At 65.4% G+C, this 23,050-nt stretch carries 20 protein-coding genes; 9 read left to right on the plus strand and 11 right to left on the minus strand.

The annotated features are described in order from the left end of the window. The first annotated feature begins 209 nt into the window (after positions 1-209). Positions 210-1,430, plus strand: a complete 1,221-nt coding sequence (locus J2X42_RS15785; protein ID WP_310166708.1) for a helix-turn-helix domain-containing protein — start codon at positions 210-212, stop codon at positions 1,428-1,430. A gap of 42 nt (positions 1,431-1,472) precedes the next feature. On the opposite strand, the gene J2X42_RS15790 is transcribed toward J2X42_RS15785, so the two are convergent. Continuing rightward, complete coding sequence (locus J2X42_RS15790; protein WP_310166709.1) at positions 1,473-1,826, minus strand: hypothetical protein; 354 nt, start codon at positions 1,824-1,826, stop codon at positions 1,473-1,475. Between the two features lie 74 nt (positions 1,827-1,900). Next, a complete protein-coding gene (locus J2X42_RS15795) occupies positions 1,901-2,320 on the minus strand; it encodes a helix-turn-helix domain-containing protein (protein ID WP_310166710.1) in 420 nt (139 codons plus the stop codon). A gap of 51 nt (positions 2,321-2,371) precedes the next feature. Between J2X42_RS15795 and J2X42_RS15800 the strand changes: the two genes are divergently transcribed. Next, positions 2,372-3,160 (plus strand): alpha/beta hydrolase, encoded by a 789-nt coding sequence (locus J2X42_RS15800; protein ID WP_310166711.1) that lies wholly within the window; start codon positions 2,372-2,374, stop codon positions 3,158-3,160. Positions 3,161-3,192: 32 nt separating this feature from the next. On the opposite strand, the gene J2X42_RS15805 is transcribed toward J2X42_RS15800, so the two are convergent. Together J2X42_RS15805 and ptsP are read right to left on the minus strand one after the other, a co-directional pair. Continuing rightward, positions 3,193-3,471: an HPr family phosphocarrier protein gene (locus J2X42_RS15805; protein WP_131135386.1), complete on the minus strand. Its 279-nt coding sequence runs from the start codon at positions 3,469-3,471 to the stop codon at positions 3,193-3,195. Between the two features lie 35 nt (positions 3,472-3,506). After that, positions 3,507-5,192: a phosphoenolpyruvate--protein phosphotransferase gene (ptsP, locus tag J2X42_RS15810; protein WP_310166712.1), complete on the minus strand. Its 1,686-nt coding sequence runs from the start codon at positions 5,190-5,192 to the stop codon at positions 3,507-3,509. A 159-nt stretch (positions 5,193-5,351) separates the two neighbouring features. Between ptsP and J2X42_RS15815 the strand changes: the two genes are divergently transcribed. The 3 genes from J2X42_RS15815 to J2X42_RS15825 all read left to right on the plus strand — a co-directional run bounded on the left by J2X42_RS15815 (position 5,352) and on the right by J2X42_RS15825 (position 9,345). Further along, positions 5,352-6,074 carry a TetR/AcrR family transcriptional regulator gene (locus J2X42_RS15815; protein ID WP_131135388.1) on the plus strand — a complete coding sequence of 241 codons (723 nt, stop codon included), beginning with the start codon at positions 5,352-5,354 and terminating at the stop codon, positions 6,072-6,074. A gap of 101 nt (positions 6,075-6,175) precedes the next feature. Then, positions 6,176-8,182 carry a PTS mannitol transporter subunit IICBA gene (locus tag J2X42_RS15820; protein ID WP_310166713.1) on the plus strand — a complete coding sequence of 669 codons (2,007 nt, stop codon included), beginning with the start codon at positions 6,176-6,178 and terminating at the stop codon, positions 8,180-8,182. Continuing rightward, entirely contained in the window at positions 8,182-9,345 is a 1,164-nt protein-coding gene (locus J2X42_RS15825; RefSeq protein ID WP_310166714.1) for a mannitol-1-phosphate 5-dehydrogenase, read from the plus strand. The genes J2X42_RS15820 and J2X42_RS15825 overlap by 1 nt, the downstream gene beginning before the upstream one ends. A gap of 144 nt (positions 9,346-9,489) precedes the next feature. Here J2X42_RS15825 and J2X42_RS15830 read toward each other — a convergent pair whose 3' ends face one another. Both J2X42_RS15830 and J2X42_RS15835 read right to left on the minus strand, forming a co-directional pair. Then, positions 9,490-9,792 carry a hypothetical protein gene (locus tag J2X42_RS15830; protein ID WP_310166715.1) on the minus strand — a complete coding sequence of 101 codons (303 nt, stop codon included), beginning with the start codon at positions 9,790-9,792 and terminating at the stop codon, positions 9,490-9,492. A gap of 190 nt (positions 9,793-9,982) precedes the next feature. After that, positions 9,983-11,452, minus strand: a complete 1,470-nt coding sequence (locus tag J2X42_RS15835; protein ID WP_310166716.1) for an amino acid permease — start codon at positions 11,450-11,452, stop codon at positions 9,983-9,985. Between the two features lie 103 nt (positions 11,453-11,555). On the opposite strand from J2X42_RS15835, the gene J2X42_RS15840 reads away from it, so the two are divergent. Genes J2X42_RS15840 through J2X42_RS15850 form a run of 3 tightly spaced genes read left to right on the plus strand, consistent with a single transcriptional unit; the run spans position 11,556 to position 13,813 of the window. Beyond that, complete coding sequence (locus J2X42_RS15840) at positions 11,556-12,077, plus strand: GNAT family N-acetyltransferase (RefSeq protein WP_310166717.1); 522 nt, start codon at positions 11,556-11,558, stop codon at positions 12,075-12,077. A 41-nt stretch (positions 12,078-12,118) separates the two neighbouring features. After that, a complete protein-coding gene (locus J2X42_RS15845) occupies positions 12,119-12,562 on the plus strand; it encodes a MarR family transcriptional regulator (RefSeq protein WP_310166718.1) in 444 nt (147 codons plus the stop codon). A 27-nt stretch (positions 12,563-12,589) separates the two neighbouring features. Next, positions 12,590-13,813 carry an MFS transporter gene (locus J2X42_RS15850; protein ID WP_310166719.1) on the plus strand — a complete coding sequence of 408 codons (1,224 nt, stop codon included), beginning with the start codon at positions 12,590-12,592 and terminating at the stop codon, positions 13,811-13,813. A 127-nt stretch (positions 13,814-13,940) separates the two neighbouring features. Here the strand turns inward: J2X42_RS15850 and J2X42_RS15855 are convergent, their stop codons facing one another. From J2X42_RS15855 to rraA, 3 genes are all read right to left on the minus strand, one after another. After that, positions 13,941-15,470, minus strand: coding sequence for a sugar porter family MFS transporter (locus tag J2X42_RS15855; RefSeq protein WP_310166794.1), 1,530 nt, complete (start codon positions 15,468-15,470; stop codon positions 13,941-13,943). 111 nt (positions 15,471-15,581) lie between these two features. Beyond that, complete coding sequence (locus tag J2X42_RS15860) at positions 15,582-17,231, minus strand: MDR family MFS transporter (RefSeq protein ID WP_310166720.1); 1,650 nt, start codon at positions 17,229-17,231, stop codon at positions 15,582-15,584. 116 nt (positions 17,232-17,347) lie between these two features. Next, positions 17,348-17,845, minus strand: a complete 498-nt coding sequence (rraA, locus tag J2X42_RS15865) for a ribonuclease E activity regulator RraA (RefSeq protein WP_310166721.1) — start codon at positions 17,843-17,845, stop codon at positions 17,348-17,350. Positions 17,846-17,964: 119 nt separating this feature from the next. Between rraA and J2X42_RS15870 the strand changes: the two genes are divergently transcribed. Further along, complete coding sequence (locus J2X42_RS15870) at positions 17,965-19,251, plus strand: MFS transporter (RefSeq protein ID WP_310166722.1); 1,287 nt, start codon at positions 17,965-17,967, stop codon at positions 19,249-19,251. Between the two features lie 61 nt (positions 19,252-19,312). Here J2X42_RS15870 and J2X42_RS15875 read toward each other — a convergent pair whose 3' ends face one another. Then, a complete protein-coding gene (locus J2X42_RS15875) occupies positions 19,313-21,520 on the minus strand; it encodes a VCBS repeat-containing protein (protein ID WP_310166723.1) in 2,208 nt (735 codons plus the stop codon). 40 nt (positions 21,521-21,560) lie between these two features. Beyond that, on the minus strand, positions 21,561-22,700 hold the full coding sequence (locus J2X42_RS15880; RefSeq protein ID WP_310166724.1) for a VCBS repeat-containing protein: 1,140 nt from the start codon (positions 22,698-22,700) through the stop codon (positions 21,561-21,563). Between the last annotated feature and the right edge of the window lie 350 nt (positions 22,701-23,050).

The following is a 23,050-nucleotide window of genomic DNA, read 5'->3' on the forward strand; positions in this document are numbered from 1 at the left end:
AAAGGCCCTTGCATTGCGGGGGAAGTTGTGATTCCAGAATAAATCCGGTTGTGAGGCACGCGACATGAAACCCCAAAGCCGCCGCCAGCCCGGCCGCGTCATTTCGCGGATTTTAGGAAAGTCGCCTCGACATTTGTCCAGCGTGCAAGCGTCAGGTGTCGCCTCGTGTCCGTTCGCGGAATCGCACACCCCGGCAGTACTGTTGGCCCATGCAGCAGCAGGATGTGGAACAGCTTGTGGAGCGGGTGGCGCAGAAGCTTGGACGGGGACTTTCGCTGGAGGACCTGGACGGCCTGCTGCTCGCCTACAGCTCCAACCAGTCCCACGCGGACCGGGTCCGGGTCAACTTCCTGCTGAGCAAACGAGTCCCCGTGGACGTCAGCGCCTGGCAGCTGTCACACGGCATCGCGACGGCGGTCCGCCCCGTCGTCATCCCCGCCAACCCGGAGCTTGGCATGCTGGGCCGCGTCTGCGTCCCGCTGATGGTGCGCGGCTTCCGGGTGGGTTATCTGTGGGTCCAGCAGGACTCGGCAGAGGAAAACCCGACGGCGATCCTCACCCAGCTGCCGGAAGTGAACCACGAGATCGAGCTGCTCTCCGGGCTGCTGCTGGACTCCAACACTGCGGAATCGGAGTTCCGCCGCGGCCGTGAGCGGGAATTCCTGGCGGCCTGTTCCGGTGAAGCCAACGCCGTGGCGGCCATTGCCGGGTGGAAGGAAATCCAGGGCAAGGGGCCGTGGCAGATGATCACGATCCTGGACGCTGACGGCTGGGCGGGAGGGCCGGACCCCATCGCGTCCACGCTGATCCACCGGTCGGCAGCCCTGCAGGCCACGATCGGGGTGGACCCGGCACTGTTCAGCGCGGGGACCGAGACGCATTCCGTGGTGTTGTTCAAGGAGTCCACCGGCCGGGCCAACCACGCCCAGGTGCTGGTCCACTATCAGCTGGAACTGGCCAAACGATCCGGCCGTCCGGTGCACCGCATCATCCTGGGAATCAGCGAGGGCTTCGCAAGGACGCGTGATTTCGCCGAGGCGTACCGGCAATCCAAGCAGGCCGCACAGGCCGCAGCGGTGGATCCGCAGTTGGGCGAGCTGGTGGACTGCCGGGCCACCGGGGTTTATCAGCTGCTGGCTTCGGCCGGCGGCGGTGCGGGCGCCTGGGCGGATTCCGGGTCGGTCTATTTCCGCATGCTCGAGGACCACGACCGGAACGGTGAACTCATTCCTGTCCTGGAACTGCTGTATGACAACGACGGGGCGGTGCAGGACGTGGCCACCAAACTTCACCTTCACCGCAGCAGCATCTACAACCGCCTCGGCCGCATCCGCGCCCTGCTGGGGGTGGATCCGCTCAAGGGCATGCCCAGGCTTGAGCTGCATGCCGCCCTGAAGATGCGCCGTTGGGCGGCACGGCCCAGGATTTAGGGACCCAGGACTGAGGCGACCCGGAACCCACGGACCCGGAACCTAGGCGGCGTTTCCTTCATGTTTGGACGGCTCCCCGGGCGCCAGGGATTGATCCTGGGTCCCTCGTTGTGGAATGTCCTGGCGGCTGGCCGGAGCTGCTTCGTGGCCGGGTTCCAGCGAGGTGGCCTGGTCAAGGGAGGCTGCCTGCTGCAGGGTCAGGGTTTCGGACAGGCTCGACGCTTCACGGCGTCGCTTGGAGATGGCACTGTCGGCCCACATGGCAACGGCCACGAACACGACGCAGCTGGACATCACCACGGCTGTGTTGTTCAGCCGCATGGCTGATCCCAGCATGGCGGCAACCAGCATGGCGGCAATGCCCGCCACCACGTGCAACCCTCTGAATTTCGCCACAATTCAAGCCTAACCCCGCTCGCTTGCCTGTCTTAAGGCCTGGCCGAGATCGTTGCTTGATCCTTATCACTCCGTCATTCAGCGGCGGCGGAACCGTCATTTTCGCTTGCCCGCTGCTTCGCCTGCTCCGTCTTCCGTTGCTGCTCCAGCCAGGCCGTGATCGCCGCCCGCCTGATCCTGCGGTGCGTGCCGCGGTACTCCACCGGTATTTCGCCGCGGTCGGTCATGTTGCGCAGAAATGTGTGGGAGATTCCGGCAAGCTCCGCCGCCTGGGAGGTAGTGAGCACTTCCTCCACGCTGCTGACGGCCACTGCCTCGCCGCGGCTGAAGCGGCTGAGCAGATCAACGACGGCGTCCCGCGCCTGCGGAGGCAGCCGGTGGACGGTGCCGTCCACAAAAACAGTGATGTCATGGCTGCCCTCCAGCGCACGCTGCAGTTTCTCTGCATCCTCAACCGGCAGGCCGGCGGTCATCCGGGGAGCTATCAGTGCCATGGGCAACAGCCTAACCCTGTCCCGCCGAAGCAGTGGCGGTAAGCTCGCCTGATGAAACTTGGTGATGGCCTGGACGTAACGTCGGGCGGCCTGACCGGGCGGGTCTACGCCTCGGCGCCGCCGCGGGACAGCAGGGGCGGCAGCCGCCGCACGTACGTGCTGCTGCACGGCATCGGCGTCTCGCACCGCTATTTCGCACGGCTGCACCGCGAGCCGGCCTTGGAGGCGGATGTCTACACTTTCGACCTGCCCGGCTTCGGTGACGCCCCGCGGCCCGGCCGCCAGGTGGCCGTGGGGGAGTACGCGGCCTTTGTGAACAGCGTGCTGGCCGACGCCGGAGTCCGGTCCTGTGTGGTGATCGGGCACTCCATGGGCACCCAGTACGCTGTGGAGCTGGGCCTCCAGGAGCGCGGACTGGTGGCAGGCCTGGTCCTGATGGGCCCGGTGGTGGACAGCACCAGGAAGTCGGTGCCGCGCCAGGCGCTGGCACTGACCCGTGACGCCCTGTTCAGCGAATCCCCGTCCTCGAACGCCATCGTCTTCGGAGACTACTTCCGGGCCGGTCCGCGCTGGTACCTGACCCAGCTGCCCGTCATGATGGAATATCCCATCGACGCCAGGATCCAGGGGGTCAGCCAGCCGGTGCTGGTGATGCGCGGAAGCGGTGACCCGGTGGCGCGCCGCCCGTGGTGCGAACGGCTCGCTGCGCTGGCGCCGCAAGGCAGCTTCGCGGAGATCCCCGGGGCGGGCCACGTTCTGCAGCACACGGCATCGGAGGCCACCGCCGCGGCGATCAGCGGCTGGGTCCGCGCCGCAGATGGCTTCGGCGTTCCGGCCTGACGGTACTTCCCCTGACGGTACTGCGTCCGGCCCTATTCGGCGTCGAGGTCCGTTTCCAGAAGCTTGACCAGGGAATCGAGCGCGGCGTCGGCCCCGTCCCCTTCGGCGCGCAGAACCACCACGTCGCCCTTGGCCGCGCCCAGCGTCATCAGCGAGAGGATGCTGGAGGCATCCAGTGCCTCATCCGCGGGTTCGCCCTGCATGGCGATGGTGACTTCCACTCCCACGTCGCCGGCCGCCTCGGCGAAAAGAGCGGCCGGACGGGCGTGCAGGCCGGAGCGGCTGGCGATGGTGGCGATGCGTTCGGGCATTGTTTCTCCTGTAGGTGTTGGCGCGGGGAACCGCGTCAGAGTCCGAGTTCTTCGAGTACGGGCAGCTTTTCGCGGACCCAGGCGCGCGCTTCGGTGGCGCTGGGTGCGGACAGCGCCAGCTTGGCCAGCTGCTGTGCCTCGGCGAGGGTCACAGTCTTCAGGACAGCTGCCACGGCAGCCAGCGACCGCGCAGTCATGGACAGGGTGGTCACACCCAGGCCGGTAAGGACGACGGCGAGGGCGGGGTCGGCGGCCGCCTCGCCGCAGACGCCCACAGGTTTGTTGTGGCCTTCCGCGCGGGAGCCTTCCACCGTGAGCCCCACCAGGCGCAGCACGGCGGGCTGCCACGGCGTGTTCAGGTTGGCGAGCGGGCCGAGCTGGCGGTCCGCGGCCATGGCGTACTGGGTGAGGTCGTTGGTGCCCAGGCTGGCGAAGCCCACCTCGCGCAGGATGGCCTCGGCGGTGAGCGCGGCGGACGGGACCTCCACCATCACCCCGGGCGTTTTGATGCCGGCGTCGGCGCACATTGACGCGAAGCGGGCGGCTTCCTCCGCCGTCGAAATCATCGGGGCCATGACCCACACATCGGCTTCGGACTGCTGCTCGGCCAGGGCGATGGCCTCCAGTTGGCGGTCCAGGACGCCGGGCGTAGTGAAGTCCGTGCGGTAGCCGCGGACGCCCAGGGCCGGGTTGGGCTCCGTGGAATCCGTCAGGAACGGAAGCGGCTTGTCGGCGCCGGCGTCGAGCGTGCGCAGGACCACCTTCTTTCCCGGGAACGCATCAAAAACGCTCTTGTAGGCCGCGGCCTGCTCCTCCACGGAGGGCTCGGAGTCCCGCTCCAGGAAGCAGAACTCGGTCCGGAAAAGGCCCACGCCCTGGGCGCCCAGTTTCGCGGCCGCCTCGGCATCCTTGCCGCCGCCGACGTTGGCGAGCAGCGGCACCAGGTGGCCGTCCGCCGTCGTGCCCGTGCCGCTGAACTCGGCCAGCAGGGAAGCCGTGGCCGCCCAGGCATCAGCTGCGGCACGCAGCGAGTCGTCGGGGTCGGAGGTGATGTTGCCCGCGGCGCCGTCAACGTAGACTTCCGTGCCGTCCGCGAGTTCGTCCACTCCCACGGCAGCCACGACGGCCGGCAGGCCCAGCGAACGCGCGATGATGGCCGTATGGGACTGCGGTCCGCCGCCCGCTGTCACGAGTGCCAGGACTTTGTTGGGGTCCAGGGTGGCGGTGTCGGCCGGGGCCAGGTCCTCGGCCACCAGCACAAACGGCGTGCTGGAGGTGGGGATGCCGGGGGCGGGCACGCCGCGAAGTTCGGCCACAATCCGGGCACGGACGTCCAGGACGTCGGTGGCGCGTTCGGCCATGTAGCCGCCCAGGTTATGGAGCATTTCCGAGACGGAGGAACCGGACTCCCAGATGGCACGCTCGGTTGAGAGGCCGCGGGCCACGAGCTTGGCGGCGCCCTTGATCAGCATGGTGTCCTTGGCCATCAGCGCAGTGGCTTCCAGGACGGCCTTGCCGTCTCCCGTGGCGTGCGCTGCCCGGGCCTTGAGTTCGTCGTGGACGGCCTGCGAGGCTGCCTTGAGGGCCGCCGTGGCGTCCTCCGCAGAGGTCCCCGCACCCAGCTGTTCGCCTGCCGGGGGTTCGCTGATCGGTTTAGGCATCTGCCGGACGGTGCCGATGATGCGGCCGGGGCTGACGCCAACTCCTGGGAAGTTCTGCACTGAAGGTCCTCATTCTCTGCCGATAGCCAGGCCCGCCAAGGTTCCCGGCGCCATGCCGGGGGCGCCGTGACTGCTACGTCAGGTGGCGCGAAACGTGCCTGAAAAAATTGTATGTGATTCAGTTCATATAGCAATGCTATAGGTGATAGGGTAGCGGTTATGAGTTTGGATGGCCAGCTTCCCCCCAAAATGCGACTGTTGCGTGCGGCGGCCGAATTGCTGGCAAACTCTGCGGGCTCACCGGTGTCCACCCGCCAGATCACGCAGCTGGCAGGCGTCACCGCGCCCACGCTGTACCACCACTTCGGTGACAAGGAAGGTCTTTTCGACGCCGTTGTCGCCGCGGGATTTGAAGAATATGTCGCGGGTGAGAGGGATTTCGCCCCGTCCGGGCACCCGCTGGAGGACATCCGGCGGATGTGGGACAACCACGTCCAGTTCGGGCTTAACCAGCCGGAGCTGTACCTGGTGATGTTCGGCAATATCCGTCCTGAAAGCCGCCCCGCCATCGTTGCCGATGCCGAGGCCCTGATGGAGGAGATGCTGAACAAGGCAGCAGTGGCAGGCCAGCTGAACGTCCAGCCGCGGGAAGCAGCCAGGTCCATCCTGGCCGCCAACGTGGGGGTGACCCTCATGCTCATTGCGGAGCCTGCCGCCGAACGGAACCTTGAATTGTCCACCATGACGCGGGACGCCATGATTTTTGCGGTGTCCGCGGACCAGGCTGCCGGCGGCAGTCCTGATGACTCCGGGAAGTCCTCGGTGGTGGTGGCAGCGATTGCCCTGAATGCCGCACTTCAGGCATCGCACTCAGACCAGCTCTCAAGCTCGGAACTCAAACTCTTCCTCGAATGGCTTCACCGGATCTCCACCAGCAGCTAGCGGGTCCCAAGCCACACTGCACCACCCTTTGCACAGGCAGTACCGTCGTCGAAATATCGGACCATCCTGCGGAGCAGCAGGAATCACGGTTAGGAAATCACATGGCAACGCAGACAGTTGCAAAACCCCGCACCAGCGTGCGGGTTGGCGTCCAGAAGTTCGGGACGTTCCTGTCCGGGATGATCATGCCCAACATCGGGGCGTTCATCGCCTGGGGCCTCATCACGGCTCTCTTCATCGAGAAGGGCTGGATCCCCGTCCCTGCACTGGGCGGCTTCGGCGCCAATGCCGAGGGTGTTCCCTATGCTGGCCTCGTTGGCCCCATGATCACCTACCTGCTGCCCCTCCTGATCGCCTACACGGGCGGCCGGATGGTCTATGACGTCCGCGGCGGCGTGGTGGGTGCCATCGGCACCATGGGCGTGATCGTGGGCGCCGGCATCCCGATGTTCATCGGCGCCATGATCATGGGCCCCCTGGGCGGCTGGACCATGAAGAAGATCGATGCGCTCTGGGACGGCAAGATCCGCCCCGGCTTCGAGATGCTGGTGAACAACTTCTCCGCCGGCATCTGGGGCGGTTTGCTGGCCATGCTGGGCTTCTACGGGATCTCCCCGCTGGTCACCGCCTTCAGCACGGCCGCCGGCAACGTGGTCCAGTTCCTGGTCAGCAACGGCCTCCTGCCACTGACCAGCATCTTCATTGAGCCGGCCAAGGTGCTGTTCCTGAACAACGCCATCAACCACGGTGTGCTGACCCCGCTGGGCATCCAGCAGTCGCTGGAACAGGGCAAGTCCATCCTGTTCCTGCTGGAGGCCAACCCCGGCCCGGGCTTCGGCATCCTGCTCGCCTACATGTTCTTCGGCCGCGGTGCTGCGAAAGCGTCCGCCCCGGGTGCGGCCATCATCCACTTCCTCGGCGGCATCCACGAAATCTACTTCCCGTACGTCCTGATGCGCCCGCTGCTGATCCTGGCAGCTATCGCAGGCGGCATGACGGGCATTGCCACCCTGGCCATCACCAACTCCGGCCTCGTGGCGCCGTCCGCTCCCGGGTCCATCATCGCGGTGCTGGCCCAGACCGCCCGCGACAGCTACATCGGCGTGATCCTCGCGGTCCTGCTCGCCACAGCAGTTTCCTTCGTGGTCGCGTCGGTGATCCTTAAGACCACCAAGCACAGCGACGAAACGGACCTCACCGATGCAACCGCCCGGATGGAGGCGATGAAGGGCAAGAAGAGCTCCGTCGCTTCCACACTGACGGGCGCCGGCGCGGCCGGTGCCGGGGTGGGAACTGCCGTGCTGGCCGGTCCGGTCAGGAACATTGTGTTCGCGTGCGACGCCGGCATGGGCTCCAGTGCCATGGGCGCCTCGGTGCTGCGGAACAAGATCAAGGCGGCCGGCTTCCCGGACGTCAAGGTCACCAACGCCGCCATCGCCAACCTGAGCGACACCTACGACGTCGTGATCACGCACCAGGACCTGACGGAGCGGGCCACGCCTGCGACGTCGAGCGCCGTGCACTACTCCGTTGACAACTTCATGAGCAGCCCGCGGTACGACGAGATTGTTGAGCTGGTCAAGAAGAGCAACGCTCCGGAAGCATCCGCTGCCGGGACTCCGGCGGACACCGCCCAAGGCGCCGGAGCGCCCGCGGCGCCCGCCGCCGTCGTGCCGTCCGACATCCTGGTTGCGGACAGCGTCATCCTCAACGGCACCGCCACCACCCGCGATGCCGCCATCGACGAAGCCGGACGGCTCCTGCTGGCCCGCGGCGCCGTCGACGAGGGGTACATCACCGCAATGCACGAGCGTGAAGAGTCGGTGTCCACCTACATGGGCAGCTACCTGGCCATCCCGCACGGCACCAACGCCGCCAAGGACCACATCATGAAGTCCGCCGTCTCCGTGATCCGCTACCCCGAGGGCATCGACTGGAACGGCAAGCAGGTCAAGTTCGTGGTGGGCGTCGCCGGAATCAACAACGAACACCTCCACATCCTGTCCTCGATTGCGAAGGTCTTCACCAACAAGGCCCAGGTGGCCCAGCTGGAGGCCGCAACGTCCGTGGATGAAGTGCTGGAGCTGTTCGGAAAGGTCAACGCATAGTGAAGGCAGTACATTTCGGAGCCGGAAACATCGGCCGCGGCTTTGTCGGGCTGCTGCTGCACCAGGCCGGGTATGAGGTGGTGTTCGCGGACGTTGCCGAGGACCTCATCGGCCAGCTGGCAGCAGCGGACAGCTACAACGTCCACGAGGTGGGGGAGAACCCCACGGTGCGGACCGTTGACAACTTCCGGGCGCTGAACTCCGGCACGCAGGACGCGGAACTGGTCCGGGAGATCGCGACGGCGGACATCGTCACCACCGCCGTGGGGCCGCACATCCTGAAGTTCGTGGCGCCCGCCATCACCAGGGGCATCGCGTCGCGGGAAGCCGGGTTGGCGCCGCTGCAGGTCATGGCCTGCGAGAACGCCATCAACGCCACGGACATCCTGCGCGATGAGGTCGCCGCGCTCTGGGACAACGCCGCCGGCTCCCTCGACTCCGCGGCGGTGTTCGCGAACACCGCCGTGGACCGGATCGTGCCCAACCAGGAGCCCGGACAGGGCCTGGACGTCACAGTGGAGACATTCTACGAGTGGGTCATCGACCGGACGGCGTTCGGCGGCGCGGCACCGGTAATTCCTGGGGCCACCTTCGTGGACGAGCTTTCGCCTTACATCGAACGGAAGCTGTTCACGGTCAACACGGGGCATGCCTCAGCGGCGTACTTCGGCTTTGAGGCCGGCCTGGAAAAGATCTCCGACGCCATGGCCGACCAGGACGTGGCGGAGGACGTCCGCGCGGTCCTGGAGGAAACCAAGCAGCTCCTCGTGGCAAAGCACGGCTTCAGCAACGACGAGCAGGAGGCCTACGTCCAGAAGATCCTGGTCCGGTTCTCCAACCCGCACCTGCCGGATACCGTGAACCGGGTGGGGCGCGCCCCGCTGCGCAAGCTCAGCCGGCACGAACGGTTCATCGGCCCGGCCGCGGAGCTGGCCGAGCGCGGGATCGTGCCCGAAGCGCTGCTGGGCGCGATCGCCGCGGCGCTGCGCTTCACCGACCCCAGCGACGCCGAGGCCACCGAGCTCGCCCAGATCCTGGCATCCTCCGCACCGGCCGACGCCACCGCCCGGATCACGGGGCTCGCTCCCGACCATCCGCTGTTCGACGCCGTCTCCACCCTGGTCGAGGAGCGCCAGGCGGAAGGGGCGAAGGCCCCCGCCTGACCCACCCCGCGACGCTCTCTCACTACCTGCGGGTTTTCCGGGAACCCTCTCGCAGATCCTGCGGCTTTTTCCGGAACCACCCTGCAATCACGACGCCGGCACTCACCCCGAGTGCCGGCGTCGTGCGTTGCGGCAGGGGCCCGCTTAGTCCCGCGGGGGCTGCCGGCCGGCGGAGGGGGCCGCACCTGCCCGCGCCAGCGTAAAGTCCAGATGGCGCATCACCAGGGAAGCGGCCACGAGGGCGGCTGAAAACGGCAGGAAAAACAGTGTGACCAGCTGGAATGCCACGTGCAGGACGAAGCCTAGGGCCTGGGAATAAGCCGGTCCGAACTGCAGCGACTGCATGACCTGCGGAGCAAGGATGACCGAGAACGCCCCGATGGCGCCCACAATGATCCCCGCCCGCAGGGTTGTCCTCGATAAGCCTGAGACGGCGTTCTGATCCATTCCGGACCCTCCCCCAATTGAGTTTCTTCTTGCCAACACCGGCACTTCAGCCAAGCACGGCTTTCCGCGGCGCACAAGGAACGCCCCCGCGGCCGGGCAGGAAAGGCGAAACCTTCCCCCCACCTCACATGAGGTGAGAGAGGGTTCGGGCAAAAGCCACAGAAAGTGATAGAGCGTTTGGGGTGCTGGATCAGGCGGACGTGGAGACCGAGGACGTTTCGGCGTCGGCCATTGCTTTCCATTCAGCAACCCGGGCCTGGTGCAGCGGCGACTTCCGGACCACGGCGTACGCAACTCCCAGCACCGCGAACCAGGCCGGCGTCACCAGCAGGGCAGTGAGCGTGTCAGGCTGAGTTGTCAGCGCCCAGACGAGGAACGCGAAGAACGCGAAAACCACCCACACCATGGGAATGCCGCCCGGCATCTTGAATGACGAGTCCTTGTGCAGCTGGGGCCGGCGCTTCCGGAACACCAGGTAGCTGGCCAGGATGATGGACCAGACGAACATAAAGCAGACGGCGGACACAGTGGTCACCATGTCGAAGGCCACGCCCACGTCCTTGCCCGCGTAGAGCAGGGCCACACCGGCAAGCAGCAGCACGCAGGAGAGGAACAGGGCGTTCTGCGGGACCTTGCGGCTGGAGAGGCGGCCGAACAGTTTGGGGGCGTCGCCGTCGTTCGCCAGGCCGAAGACCATGCGCGAGGTGGAGTAGATCCCTGAGTTGGCGGAGGACATCGCGGACGTCAGGACCACCAGGTTGACCACCATCGCGGCCATGCCGAGGCCCGCCAGCGAGAACATGCCGATGAACGGGCTGTGGCCGGCCTGGAACTCGCTCCACGGGGTGACGGACATGAGGATGATGAGGGCGCCTACGTAGAAGAGCATGACGCGCAGGGGAATGGCGTTGATGGCCCGGGGCAGGTTGTGCTCCGGGTTCTTGGTTTCGGCGGCGGCGGTGCCCACCAGTTCGATGCCCACAAATGCGAACACGGCGATCTGGAAGCCCGCCACGAAGCCCATGAACTCCTTGGGGAAGAACCCGCCGTGGCTCCACAGGTTGGTGAAGCTCGCCGTGCCTGCGTCCGACGTGAAGCCGGTGAAGATCATGACCAGGCCCACCGCGATCAGCGCCACGATGGCCACGATCTTGATGAGGGCGAACCAGAACTCGGTCTCCCCGAAGGCTTTCACGGTGGGCAGGTTCAGGAGAAGCAGGATCACGATCGTGGCGATGCCTGGGATCCAGAGCTGGATCCCAGGCCACAGCTCGTTGGCGTAACCGGCGATCGCGATCACGTCGGCCACGCCCGTCACCACCCAGCAGAACCAGTAGGTCCAGCCGGTGAAGAAGCCCGCCCAGGGACCCAGCAGGTCACCGGCGAAGTCGCTGAAGGACTTGTAGTCCAGGTTGGACAGCAGCAGCTGCCCCATGGCCCGCATCACGAAGAACAGCATGAAGCCGATGATCATGTACACAAAGATCACGGACGGCCCGGCCACCGAGATGGTCTTGCCGGAGCCCATGAACAGGCCGGTGCCGATCGCACCGCCGATGGCCAGAAGCTGGATGTGCCGGTTGCTCAGCGAACGTGAAAGGTGGGGCTCGCTGTCCCGGCTGGAGGCAGTTCTCTGCCCCGTGGTGGTCTGCTCAGACATGTGCAAAATCCTTCGAGTGGTCCGCCGGATTGGGTGACGGCGGTTACAAAATCAGCTTTTCCACCGTACACGCACGCCTGCAGGGCTGTGGAATGCTGGTGGGGTGACCCGGAACCCAGGTGCCCTGCCCCTTTTGCTGACTGCCGACGTCGACGTCGGGACCTTCCGTCTCCGCCTCGCCTCGCCCGCCGATCTGCCAGCCATCGTGGGCCTGCTTGCCGACGATTCGCTGGGTGCCGGCCGTGAACGCGGCGAGGACATGGCACCGTACGAGCGCGCCTTTGAAGCGATCGAGGCCGACCCGTCCCATCTTCTGGTGGTGGGCGAGTTGGCGACATCCGGGGATGCCGTAGGTCCCGTGGTTGCCACGTTCCAGCTGAGTTTCCTCCCCGGCATCTCGCGGCAAGGATCGTGGCGCTCGCAGATCGAGGGTGTGCGGGTGGCGGGCAGCCTTCGTGGTCAGGGCATTGGCAACGTGATGGTGCAATGGGCCATCGATGAGTCCCGGCGGCGCGGCTGTTCAATGATGCAGCTGACCACCCACAAATCCCGGACCGCGGCCCACCGGTTCTACGAGCGGCTCGGGTTTGATGCCAGCCACGAGGGGATGAAGCTCACGCTCTGATCTTTGACCGTTAGGTAGCCTAACTGTTAGGCTACCTAACGATGAAGACCCAAAATGATGACGCACTCCAGGCCCTTGCAAGCGATTTCCGCGAGGCCCTCCGCCACAGTGTCTACCTTGTCCGGCGGCTCGACTCCGACGGCGAACTCAGCGCAGCCCAGCTCAGCACACTGAAAATGCTGTTGGACGACGGCGTCCGGGTGGGGGAGATCGCGCGGAACCTGGGCGTCAGGGTGCCCAGCGCAACGGAGCAGATCATCAAGCTGGAGCGGGCAGGCCTTGCCCGGCGCGAACCTGACCCCAAGGACTCGCGGGCCGTCCGTGTGGTGCTCACCGCCGATGGCCGGGCCGCCGTCACTGCCGCCAACAAGAACCGCAACGCTGTGATGGCGGGCATCCTCAGCTCCCTCAGCGACGCTGACCGCGCCGCTCTGGCGGCCGCCCTGCCCGTCATCGACAAGATCAACGCCACCATCCAGAACTGATCAAGCACTCACTTAGGAGCATCCTCCATGAACGGCCAGCTCGCAGAGACACTGCCGGCAGAAGCAACCCTCGAGGCTGAAAAGGCTTCGCTGCTCAGGCAGCCCAAAGCCGTCTGGGCAACGGCCCTGGCGGCGGTGTTCGCCTTTATGGGAATAGGGCTGGTGGATCCCATCCTGCCCGCGATCGCGCTGAACCTGGATGCCACCCCCAGCGAGGTTTCCCTGCTCTTCACCAGCTACTTCCTGGTGACGGCGGTGGCCATGCTGATCACCGGATTCGTCTCCTCGCGCATCGGCGGCAAGAAAACGCTCCTGATTGGCCTCGCCGTCATTGTCGTCTTCGCCTCGCTCTCCGGATTGTCGGGCAGCGTCGACCAGCTCGTAGGGTTCCGCGCCGGCTGGGGCCTGGGCAATGCCCTGTTTGTGGCCACCGCCCTGGCGGTCATTGTCGGCGTGGCCAGCGGCGGGGCCGGCACGGCGATCATCCTGTATGAGGCAGCGCTGGGGCTGGGCATCTCCCTCGGCCCGCTCCTGGGTGCCCTGCTGGGCGGCTGGCAGTGGCGCGCACCGTTCTTCGGAACCGCCGCTCTCATGGCCGCGGCCTTTGTGGCGCTCGTGGTGCTGCTTCCCAAAACTGCGCTCCCCGCGCGCAAGGTCCGGCTGCGGGATCCGTTGCTGGCACTGGGACACAGGGGACTGCGCACCACCGCGGCCAGCGGGCTCTTCTACAACTACGGCTTTTTCACCATCCTGGCGTTCACCCCGTTCATCCTTGGGATGGATGCCTACGGGATCGGCGGCGTGTTCTTTGGCTGGGGCGTTGCCGTGGCGGTCTTCTCCGTGTTCGTGGCGCCCGCGCTGCAGAACCGCTTTGGGGCCACCCGGGTCCTGACCGGAACCCTGCTGGTCCTCATGCTGGACCTGATCGGGCTGGGACTGGCCGCGGGGCACTCGGTGCCCGCCGTCGTCGTTCTGGTGATTGTGTCCGGGGCGCTGCTGGGCATCAACAACACCATCTACACCGAACTCGCCATGGGTGTTTCTGACTCGCCGCGGCCCGTGGCCTCAGCAGGCTACAACTTTGTGCGCTGGATGGGCGGGGCGCTGGCCCCGTTTGCCGCGGCGCAGCTGGGCGAGCATCTCGGTCCGCAGGTCCCGTTCTTTGGCGGGGCGCTGGCGATGGTGGCTGCCATCGGCATTGTGCTGGGTGGCCGGAAGTACCTGATAGCGCACGAGCCGCACCTCGTGTAACCGGGCGCAGTGCCGCCGGAACAGCAAACCCTCCTTCACATCAGCGAGTGAAGGAGGGTTTGCCGTTTCTCTGCAGAAAGTGAAAGAGCGTCCGGTAAAAACCTGCAGAAAGTGAGAGAGGGTCGGGTCAGGCGGCGGAGCCCTTGCGCACGAACAGCGTCTCGGCCTGCTCCAGGGACATGCCGTTGGTCTCCGGCACCTTGAACATCACAAAGAAGAACGACGCCGCCGCGAACAGCGCGTACATGGCATAGGTCAGGGGCAAGGAAGCCGCGGCCATCACGGGGAAGCTGAGCGTGATGGCAAAGTTGGCCACCCACTGCGCTGCTGCGGCCAGGCCCAGGGCGCGGGCACGGATCCGGGACGGGAAGATCTCGCCAAGCAGCACCCAGACCAGCGGGCCCCAGGACGCGCCGAAGCTGACCACGAAGATGTTGGCGGCAACCAAAGCCACCGGGCCCCAGGCGCCCGGCAGGGAGATCTCGGAGCCTGAGCCCACAGCGGAGGAGAATGCCACGGCCATGGTGCCCAGCGAGACGGCCATGCCGATGGAGCCGGCCAGCAGGATGGGGCGGCGGCCGATCCGGTCCACCAGGGCGATGGCCACGAGGGTCACCAGGATGTTGGTGATGGAGGTTGCCACGGAGATGGTGAGCGAGTCCTTTTCCTGGAACCCGACGGCCTTCCACAGGGTGGTGGAGTAGTAGAAGATCACGTTGATGCCCACGAACTGCTGCAGGACGGAGAGGATGATGCCGATCCAGACCACTGCCTGCAGGCCGAAGGTCCTGCCGCGGAGCGAGCCCTTCTGGCCGGCCAGCTTGTCCTCCTCGATCGCGTCCTGGATCTCGCGGATGTGCCGGTCGGTGTCCTCGGACGGGGCGATGGAGTCGAACACCGTGCGTGCTTCGTCCTCCTTGCCCTGGAACACCAGGAACCGCGGGGATTCCGGCAGGGTGTAGGCGATCCAGCCGTAAACCACGGCCGGGACAGCTGCAGCGAGGAACATCCAGCGCCAGGCTTCGAGGCCCAGCCAGAAGGCCTGGTCCGCGCCGCCGGCGCTGGTGGCGAACAGGGCGTCGGACAGGAGCGCGGCGAAGATACCCGTAGTGATGGCGAGCTGCTGCAGCGAGGCCAGCCGGCCGCGGACCTGGCGCGGCGAGATCTCGGAAATATAGGCCGGCGCGATCACCGAGGCCAGGCCGATGCCCAGGCCGCCCACCAGGCGCCAGAAGATCAGGTCCCAGACGCCGAACGCGAAGCCGGTGCCGATGGCGCTGACCAGGAACAGCAGCGCACCGAGCTTCATGGCAGGGATGCGGCCGTAGCGGTCGGCAACCTTGCCGGCGAGGAAGGCGCCCGCGGCGCAGCCCAGCAGGGCGATGGCCACGGCGAAGCCGGTGACGGCCTCAGAGAGTGCGAATTCGTCCTTGATGGCATCGACTGCGCCGTTTACCACGGAGGAGTCGAAGCCGAACAGGAAGCCACCCACCGCGCCTGCGAGTGCCAGCCAGATCACCCGCTGCGGGATTTTGGCGGTTGTCTGCTCCTTGGCGGTGGACATGGTGCTCCCTGGGTTTGGGGTTTGGTTGGATGCGGTGCGGACGTCGTCGGCTGCGGTACCGGCCCAGACGGCCGGCGCACACGCGCTACACAGTGTGGCACGTCACCGCCCGCGGTTCCACTCAGGGCCTTTGCCCCCTGAAACAGAAAGACGACGACGGCGGGTGCGCCGCCGTCGTCGTCCTCTGTTTCAGAGCCGGGGACCTTAGTGGGCCGCTACCGGCTCTTTAGCGGCTTTCGGATCGGTCAGCTTCTTGTTCGGCAGCGCGAAGCTGATGAGGAAGGCGATGCCGGTGAGCACAGCGGCGGTGAGCATCACGGTGTCGATCGCGTAGGCGAAGCCCTCCGTGATGGGCCGGGTGAGCACGCTGTTGGCGGAGTGCAGCCAGCTGGTGTCGTTCAGCGAATCGTTCGAGGCGCCGTTCTGGAAGAACTCGTAGAGCTTGGCGTTGGCCGGATCACCTGCGACGGCAGGGTCCTTGAGGACTGCCTGGTAGTCGGCGCTCCCCATAGCCGATTTCATGCCGTCCGCGATCCGGCCCGCGGCCACGCTGAACAGCATGGAGATGAACACTGCCGTGCCCACCGCGCCGCCCATGGAACGGAAGAAGGCGGCGGAGGACGTGCCCACGCCCATGTCCTTTGGCGGCACGGACACCTGCATGGCCAGGGTGAGCGGCTGCATGCAGAAACCCAGCCCCATGCCGAAGAACACGGCGATCACGCCGGGAACCCAGAGGCCGGTGTCGACGCCGAGGGACAGGCCCATGACCAGCGCCGCGGCGGTCAGGATGGCGGTGCCCATGATGGGGAAGACCCGGTACGTGCCCGACGACGAGATGGTGCGGCCGGCGGTGATGGAGCCGGTCAGGATGCCGAGGGTGAAGGTGATCATCATCAGGCCCGCTTCGGTGGGCGTGAGGCCCTTCACCAGCTGCAGGTACATCGGGAGCATGGCGATGGCGCCAAACATGCCGATGCCGATGATGAAGTTCAGCAGCGAGGACAGGCCGAACGTGGCGTTCCGGAAGAGCCGCAGCGGGATCAGGGCGTAGTCGCCGGCACGTTTTTCGGCCAGCAGGAACCAGACGATGCCCGCAACGCCCAGCCCGTAGCAGAGGAAGGAGTTCATGGAGGCCCAGCCCCAGCTGCGGCCCTGTTCCGCCACCAGCAGCAGCGGGACGATGGCCAGGGTGATGGCGGCGGCGCCGAAGTAGTCGATCTTCTGCTTTACGTGCTTGGCCGGCAGGTGCAGGAACAGGAAGACCACGGTCAGTGCGGCCAGACCGATGGGCAGGTTGATGAAGAACACCCAGCGCCAGCCGTCAAAGCCCAGGATGTTGGCCGAGCCGGCGAACGCGCCGCCCACCACGGGGCCGAGCACGGAGGAGATGCCGAACACGGACATGAAGTAGCCCTGGTACTTGGCCCGCTCCTTCAGGGACACGATGTCGCCGATGATGGTCAGCGCGAGGGCCAGCAGCCCGCCGGCACCCAGGCCCTGGACGCCGCGGGCGATGGCCAGTTCCGTCATGGAGTGGACGGAGCCGGCGTACAGCGAACCGGCCAGGAAGATCACGATCGCGATCAGGTACAGCGGACGGCGGCCGAAGATGTCGCTCAGCTTGCCGTACAGCGGGGTGCTGACCGTGGAGGTGATGAGGTACGCGGTGGTGGCCCACGCCTGGAGCGAGAGCCCGTCCAGGTCGTTGGCGATGGTGTAGATCGAGGTGGACACGATGGTCTGGTCCAGGGATGCCAGGAACATGCCCAGCATGAGTCCCACCATGACGGTGACGATCTGACGCTGTGTCAGGGTTTCGCCGGCGGCTCGCACGGCGGTTGTTTTGGACATGACTGCTCCAGGGAAGAAATGGGATCAAGCTTGATAGTTGCTTTCGGTAACTATGTTACGTCCCGTTTCATTCCCCGGGCCACAGATTTCTTTTGCAGTCATGTCCGCGACGGGCGTTATTGCTCCACGAGGATGCCGTCCGGATCGCACCAGATCATGGCACCGGTCCGGATGGTCACGCCGTCGATCACCACGTCCACGTCAACTTCGCCGGCACCGGCCTTCGAGCTCTTTCGCGGGTTGCTGCCCAGGGCTTTTACGCCGAGGTCCAGTTGGGCGATGGCCTCCCGGTCGCGGATGGCGCCGTTGATCACGACGCCGGCCCAGCCGTTTGCCACGGCGCTTTCGGCGATCATGTCCCCCATCAGCGCCGTGGCCAGGGAACCCCCGCCGTCCACCACCAGGACATTGCCGTGTCCGGGGGTGGCCAGGGTCGACTTCACCAGGGCGTTGTCCTGGAAGCAGCGGATGGTCCGGACCTGTCCGCTGAAGTGGGAGCGGCCGCCGAGGGGCTGGAACTGGAGCGATATTGAGGCGAGTTCCTCCCCGCGCTCGTCATAAAGATCGGCCGTGTTGACGGCCTGGCCGGCCTGGTTTCCTGGGGCTGTAGTCATGCGTTCTCCTCGGGGGTTTCCGGCTGTATCGGCAGGAAGTTTGCCGTACGACAAGCGGGGCGATGATGCCCACGATAGTCTGATTTTCAGAATCGCCAACCGTTCAGGGGGAACCAGCCATGAGCCTGTCCAACACACCCGCACCGCCGGATCCCGGCGCTGCGGCGGACGGCACGACGGCGGCGCTCGCCGAGCCCACGACAAAGGTCACCGCCCGCTGGGTCACCGGGCTGGTGCTGGTCAACGTTGGCATTAACGCCGCCTTCTTTGGGCCCATCAACGTTTTTATCGGCCAGCAGGCCATCGGCATTGACGAGGCCAACAAGGAAGCCATCCTGTCCCTCGTCACGGGTTGCGGCGCCGCGGTGTCCCTGGTGGCCAATCCGTTGTTTGGCGCTCTTTCGGACCGCACCACCTCGCGCTTCGGCCGCCGGTCACCGTGGGTCCTGGCCGGTGCAATCCTGGCAACGGCTGCGCTCCTGGCCCTGTCGGGCGCCACGACGGTAGCCCTGATGGTGCTGTTCTGGTGCCTGGTGCAGCTGGGGGCCAACGCCGCCTACGCCGCCATCACGGCTGCTGTCCCGGACCGTGTCCCCGTCCTGCAGCGCGGCGGAGTGGGCGGCCTGGCTGCCATGGGCCAGACGGTGGGAATCCTGATCGGTGCCGTGTTCGGTGCCGTGGTCAGCGGCAACTACATGGTGGGGTATGCCCTGTGCGCCGCGGCGCTCATAGTCTCGGTCCTGCCTTATCTGTTCCACAGCAATGATCCCCGGCTGCCGGAGTCGCAGAAGGTTCCCTTCCGGCTGGGTGAATTTGTCCGGAGCTTCTGGATCAGCCCCGTCCGCCACCCGGACTTCGCCTGGGCCTGGCTCACCCGCTTCCTGGTCAATGTATGCAACCAGATGACCATTGTGTACCTGCTCTTTTTCCTCCGGGACGTCCTCAAGCACGACGACCCGGCCCTGGGAGTCCTGACCCTGACCGGCATCTATGCGGTGATGGTGATGATCACTGCGGTGCTGGCGGGGCCCTGGAGCGACCGGCTGGGCCGGCGGAAGCCGTTTGTCATCGGGTCCTCCGCCATCATTGCCGCGGCGGGACTGACCATGGCATTCTTCCCGGTCTGGACCGGCGCGCTCGTGGGCGCCGGCATCCTGGGTGTGGGGTTCGGCGCCTATCTGGCAGTGGACTTTGCGCTGCTGACGCAGGTCCTTCCAGAGGCCGCCGACAGGGGCAAGGACATGGGCATTATCAACGTTGCGAACTCCCTTCCGCAGGTGTTCGCCCCGGTGCTGGCCTTCCTTGCCGTGACGTACTTCGGCGGGTACCTCACGCTGTTCGTCACGGCCGCCGTGATCGGCCTGCTCGGCGCGGTCTTTGTGGTGAAGATTAAGGGCGTTGACTGATGCAGAGCGCCCCATGACTGACACCCTGTAGCGAAAGACACCGCTGTTTGCCGGCGGCTAGCTAGAAAACGAACTTCAGGGTGTTCCAGCCAGGGCCGATGGGATGAGGGCCTTCCCAGCCGGTGGCGTTGTGGTGATAGGCCATCAGGAGTCCACCATGGTCGATGGCGTAGAGATCGAGCCAGCCGTCGCCATCGGTGTCGCCGATGCTCCCGAAAGTGGCCAGCGCGTCCCAGCCTGTTCCGATGGTGTAGAGGCCAACAAAGTTCCCGTTTCCGTCATTTTGGTACAGGACCAGGTCGCCCTTGCCGTCGCGTGCCATGACGTCAGGTCCGCCGTCGCCGTCGAAATCGCCGGGGGCGAAGACCTTGTTGAAGATGTTCCACCCGTAACCCACTTGGCTGGGGGCGAGCCAGCCGCCATCGCCGTTTCCCGGATACAGCAGCAACCTGCCGTCCCTGTCTTTGGCGAGGACATCGCTTGTCCCGTCCCCGTTGAAATCTCCGGGGCCCATGATGTCCGTCATCACGGACCAGCCTGTTCCCACGACTGAGGCCTGCAGCAGCCAGCCGCCGCGGCCATCTCCCTCATAGAGCAACAGATCGCCGCCGGAGTCCCGTGCCATCACGTCGACGTTGCCGTCGCCGTTGAAGTCACCCGGTGAGAAGACGAGACTAAAAATGTCCCAGCCCCAGCCGACCTCCGCAGGAGATGCCCAGCCGGACGCGCTGGCCCCATACATCCGCATGACACCGTTCTGGGCCACAGCAAAAAGATCGTTGGATCCGTCGTTATTGAAGTCGCTGAGCCGCGATGCCTGTGCAATCGGGCCAATATTGTTGCTGACCACCCGGGCGACGGTCTGGCCATCGAACTCGACGACGGCCACGGCATGGACGGTGCGTCCGACGTCCGCCAGGGTCGGCTGGTAGGTGTCGCCCGTGGCCAGGACGTTCGCCGGGTCCGCGGCATCCTTCCATTCGAACACGACCGCACGGGCCGCCCCCTCGGGCATAGGGGTGACGGTCGAAGGATCGAAGCTGGCCCTGAGCTCACTCCCGACGCGGTTGCTGCCGACGACAGTTGCGGGCCCCGTACGGGAGAAGTACATCGGATTCGACAGGACCGTCAACGCCTTGTGACCTTCCAGCATCACGGTCAGTTCGAAGTCCACTACCGATCCCAGGTCGCTGGCCGATGTCACATAATAGGCGCTATTACAAAACATGGAACCGCAGTGATATGCGCCATCCCGTCGCCACCTGCCAAACGATGATGTCGGCGTCTTTGACCAGGTGCCTGATGTATGACCGAGGGTGAATTCCAAGCGGTTTTCGGCGTTCGCGGGATCATTAATCGAAATCTCAGGGGGAGTGAGATTCTCGAAGGTTTGCAGCGGATTATCGGGGTTCACCACGAAAAAGTCTCCACCCCCAATTGGCCAGGACTCCCGGGCGAAACTGTATTGGGCCTGGCCGCCAAGGTAGAACACCTGAACAGAATGGAGCTCATATTCACTCTCGAAGAAGCCGGCCTCGATGGGCATGCTCACCTCGCCCGTAAACGGGCCGGGTCCGGGACTCCCCGTCCATTCGAGGACCTTGCTGTTCAGCAAGGACTCGTCCTTGTAATGGAGTTTGACGCTCTGAGCGGGTGCCGTGAGGCCGAAAGCAACAACCGCGGCCTCACCCGGAGCGAGCACGTAGTCCGAGGTGACCTCGACTTCAGCCAGCTCGGGCCGGTCTGCAGTGAGCTCGGAATTGATGACGGTGAAATCTGCGGCGGCGAACGACTCGCCCCCAGGATGGCTCCGGTGAATCGTTGCACCCAGATGCGTGTCGCTATACCGGAACGACAAGGATTCCACCAGATAGCGGCGGCCCAGCCACGAGCCGGCATCGGTGGGCACGATGATGACGTGCTGAGTCAGTTCGGGCCCTTCTTCGTTTCCCCAATTGAAGTCCCGGTGAGGGTACAGCCCGTTAGACAGTTTCAGGGTCCCGGAGGCCACCGGGATATCAGTGCTGAACTCGATGGTCAGGGTATCCCCGGCGTTGATGGTGTCCGGGGAGGTGCGCTCGAAGTGCGTCAGCACAGGTCTCGCCAGGGCTGCAGCCGGCGTCAGCGGGACCAGGGCGAAGGCGATCAAAAGCGCGCAGAGCAGCGCCGCCGTCGTGCCTCGTACAGTGCCGCGTGACGGTCCTTCGCGGAGCCGTGCGCGGCCCTTGCGTGGTGAACGTCCTTTAACCCATGAGCCGCAGTAAACCATTGAATCCCCTTGAATTGCTTACAGTAGGCCAGCAGGTTCGCTAGAAGACTGCCGTAAAGACCTGCCACCCCTGTCCTATGGCTTCAACGCCTGTCCAGCCACCAGCGCCGTTGCCATAGTAGGCAAACAGGCGTCCGTCTGAGCCGATGGCGAAAACGTCGTTGGTTGCATCGACATTGAAGTCTCCGGCGCCGCCAATGATGCGCATGACATCCCACCCTTGGCCGATGGTGCTGATGCCGCCCCAGCCGCCCGTCCCGTCCGTGTTGTACAGATGCAGCGCGCCGCTTCCGTCGCGGGCAGCCAAGTCCACGGTGCCGTTGCCGTCGAAATCGCCTGGGGTGAGAATGGCGTCCATCACACCCCACCCACTGCCCACTACCGATGGCGGCAGCCAGCCCCCGGCTCCGTCTCCGGGATACAAATAAAGTGTTCCATCGAAGCCGGTGGCAAGGACGTCGTTGGTGCCGTCGCCGTTGAAGTCTCCTGGGCTGAATATTGATTCGAACACGTTCCAGCCGCTGCCGATCTGCTCCCCTGGAAACATCCCGCCGTCGCCCGTTCCGCCGTACAGGAAAAGCCGGCCCGCGCCGTCGCGGGCGAGAACGTCGCTGTTGCCGTCAGCGTCGAAGTCGCCAGGGGAGAGGAGCTGCGTGAATACGTCCCAGCCCCATCCGACTGTCCGTGGCGCTTCCCAGGCGCCGTTCACCTTTGAATACAAGTTCAGCGTGCCGCTGGACGTGCGGGCCAGGAGTTCAGATGCGCCACGGCCCGTGAATCCGTTGGCACGGTTGGAGGCCGCTATCGCAGGCGTTGGCCCGCTGTGGACAACCATGGGCTCGCAGGGGTAGTTGCTGGCCACGTGCGCTTCGATCTTGCTGCCACGATCCTCTTCGCTCAGATGGTAAAACCACCACGTTCCGTGGCTTGGCATGATCTCGCCGTCGCGGGTCCAATAGATGCGGTAGTCCGGACCGGCGGCTGCCCCGCAGCCCCGGTAGGACGTCGGGTCGATCTCCACTGTCAGGGTTGATCCGACGAAAGGCTGCCCGTTGATCACGGGATTATCCGGGTCATTGTTGGCGTTGGCCGCTCCGGAAACGGCGAAAGCGGCCGCAATTGCCACGGCTGCGCCGGACAGCAGGCGTGCTGCCCATTTCGCACTTATGATGCTGCTCATTCTGAGACCTCATTTTCAGTTTTGAAAAGTAGCTGCAGCCGCCGGTGATAAAGACTCCAGCAGCTCCTGGTAACGGGTGCACTCCAGCCTGCACCGGCATCCAGGATCCTTCGCACCAGCCCTTGGAGTTCCCCGACAGAAGAACCGGTGTTCCGCACGGTCCCGTTTCATAAGGTCACCGGGGCCCGCCATTAAATCCCCAGACATCATGGCATCCATATCGTCTCACTCCAACGATCGAACCGGCTAGCCACCCCTCGGGCATATCCGTATAGTTGGAGCGGACTGCAGGCGGCACGGGATGGGGACGCTCCCTGCTGATTCACCATAGGAACACAACCCCGGAATCC

The sequence above is a fragment of the Arthrobacter sp. BE255 genome (assembly GCF_031457335.1).
Lineage (GTDB): Bacteria > Actinomycetota > Actinomycetes > Actinomycetales > Micrococcaceae > Arthrobacter.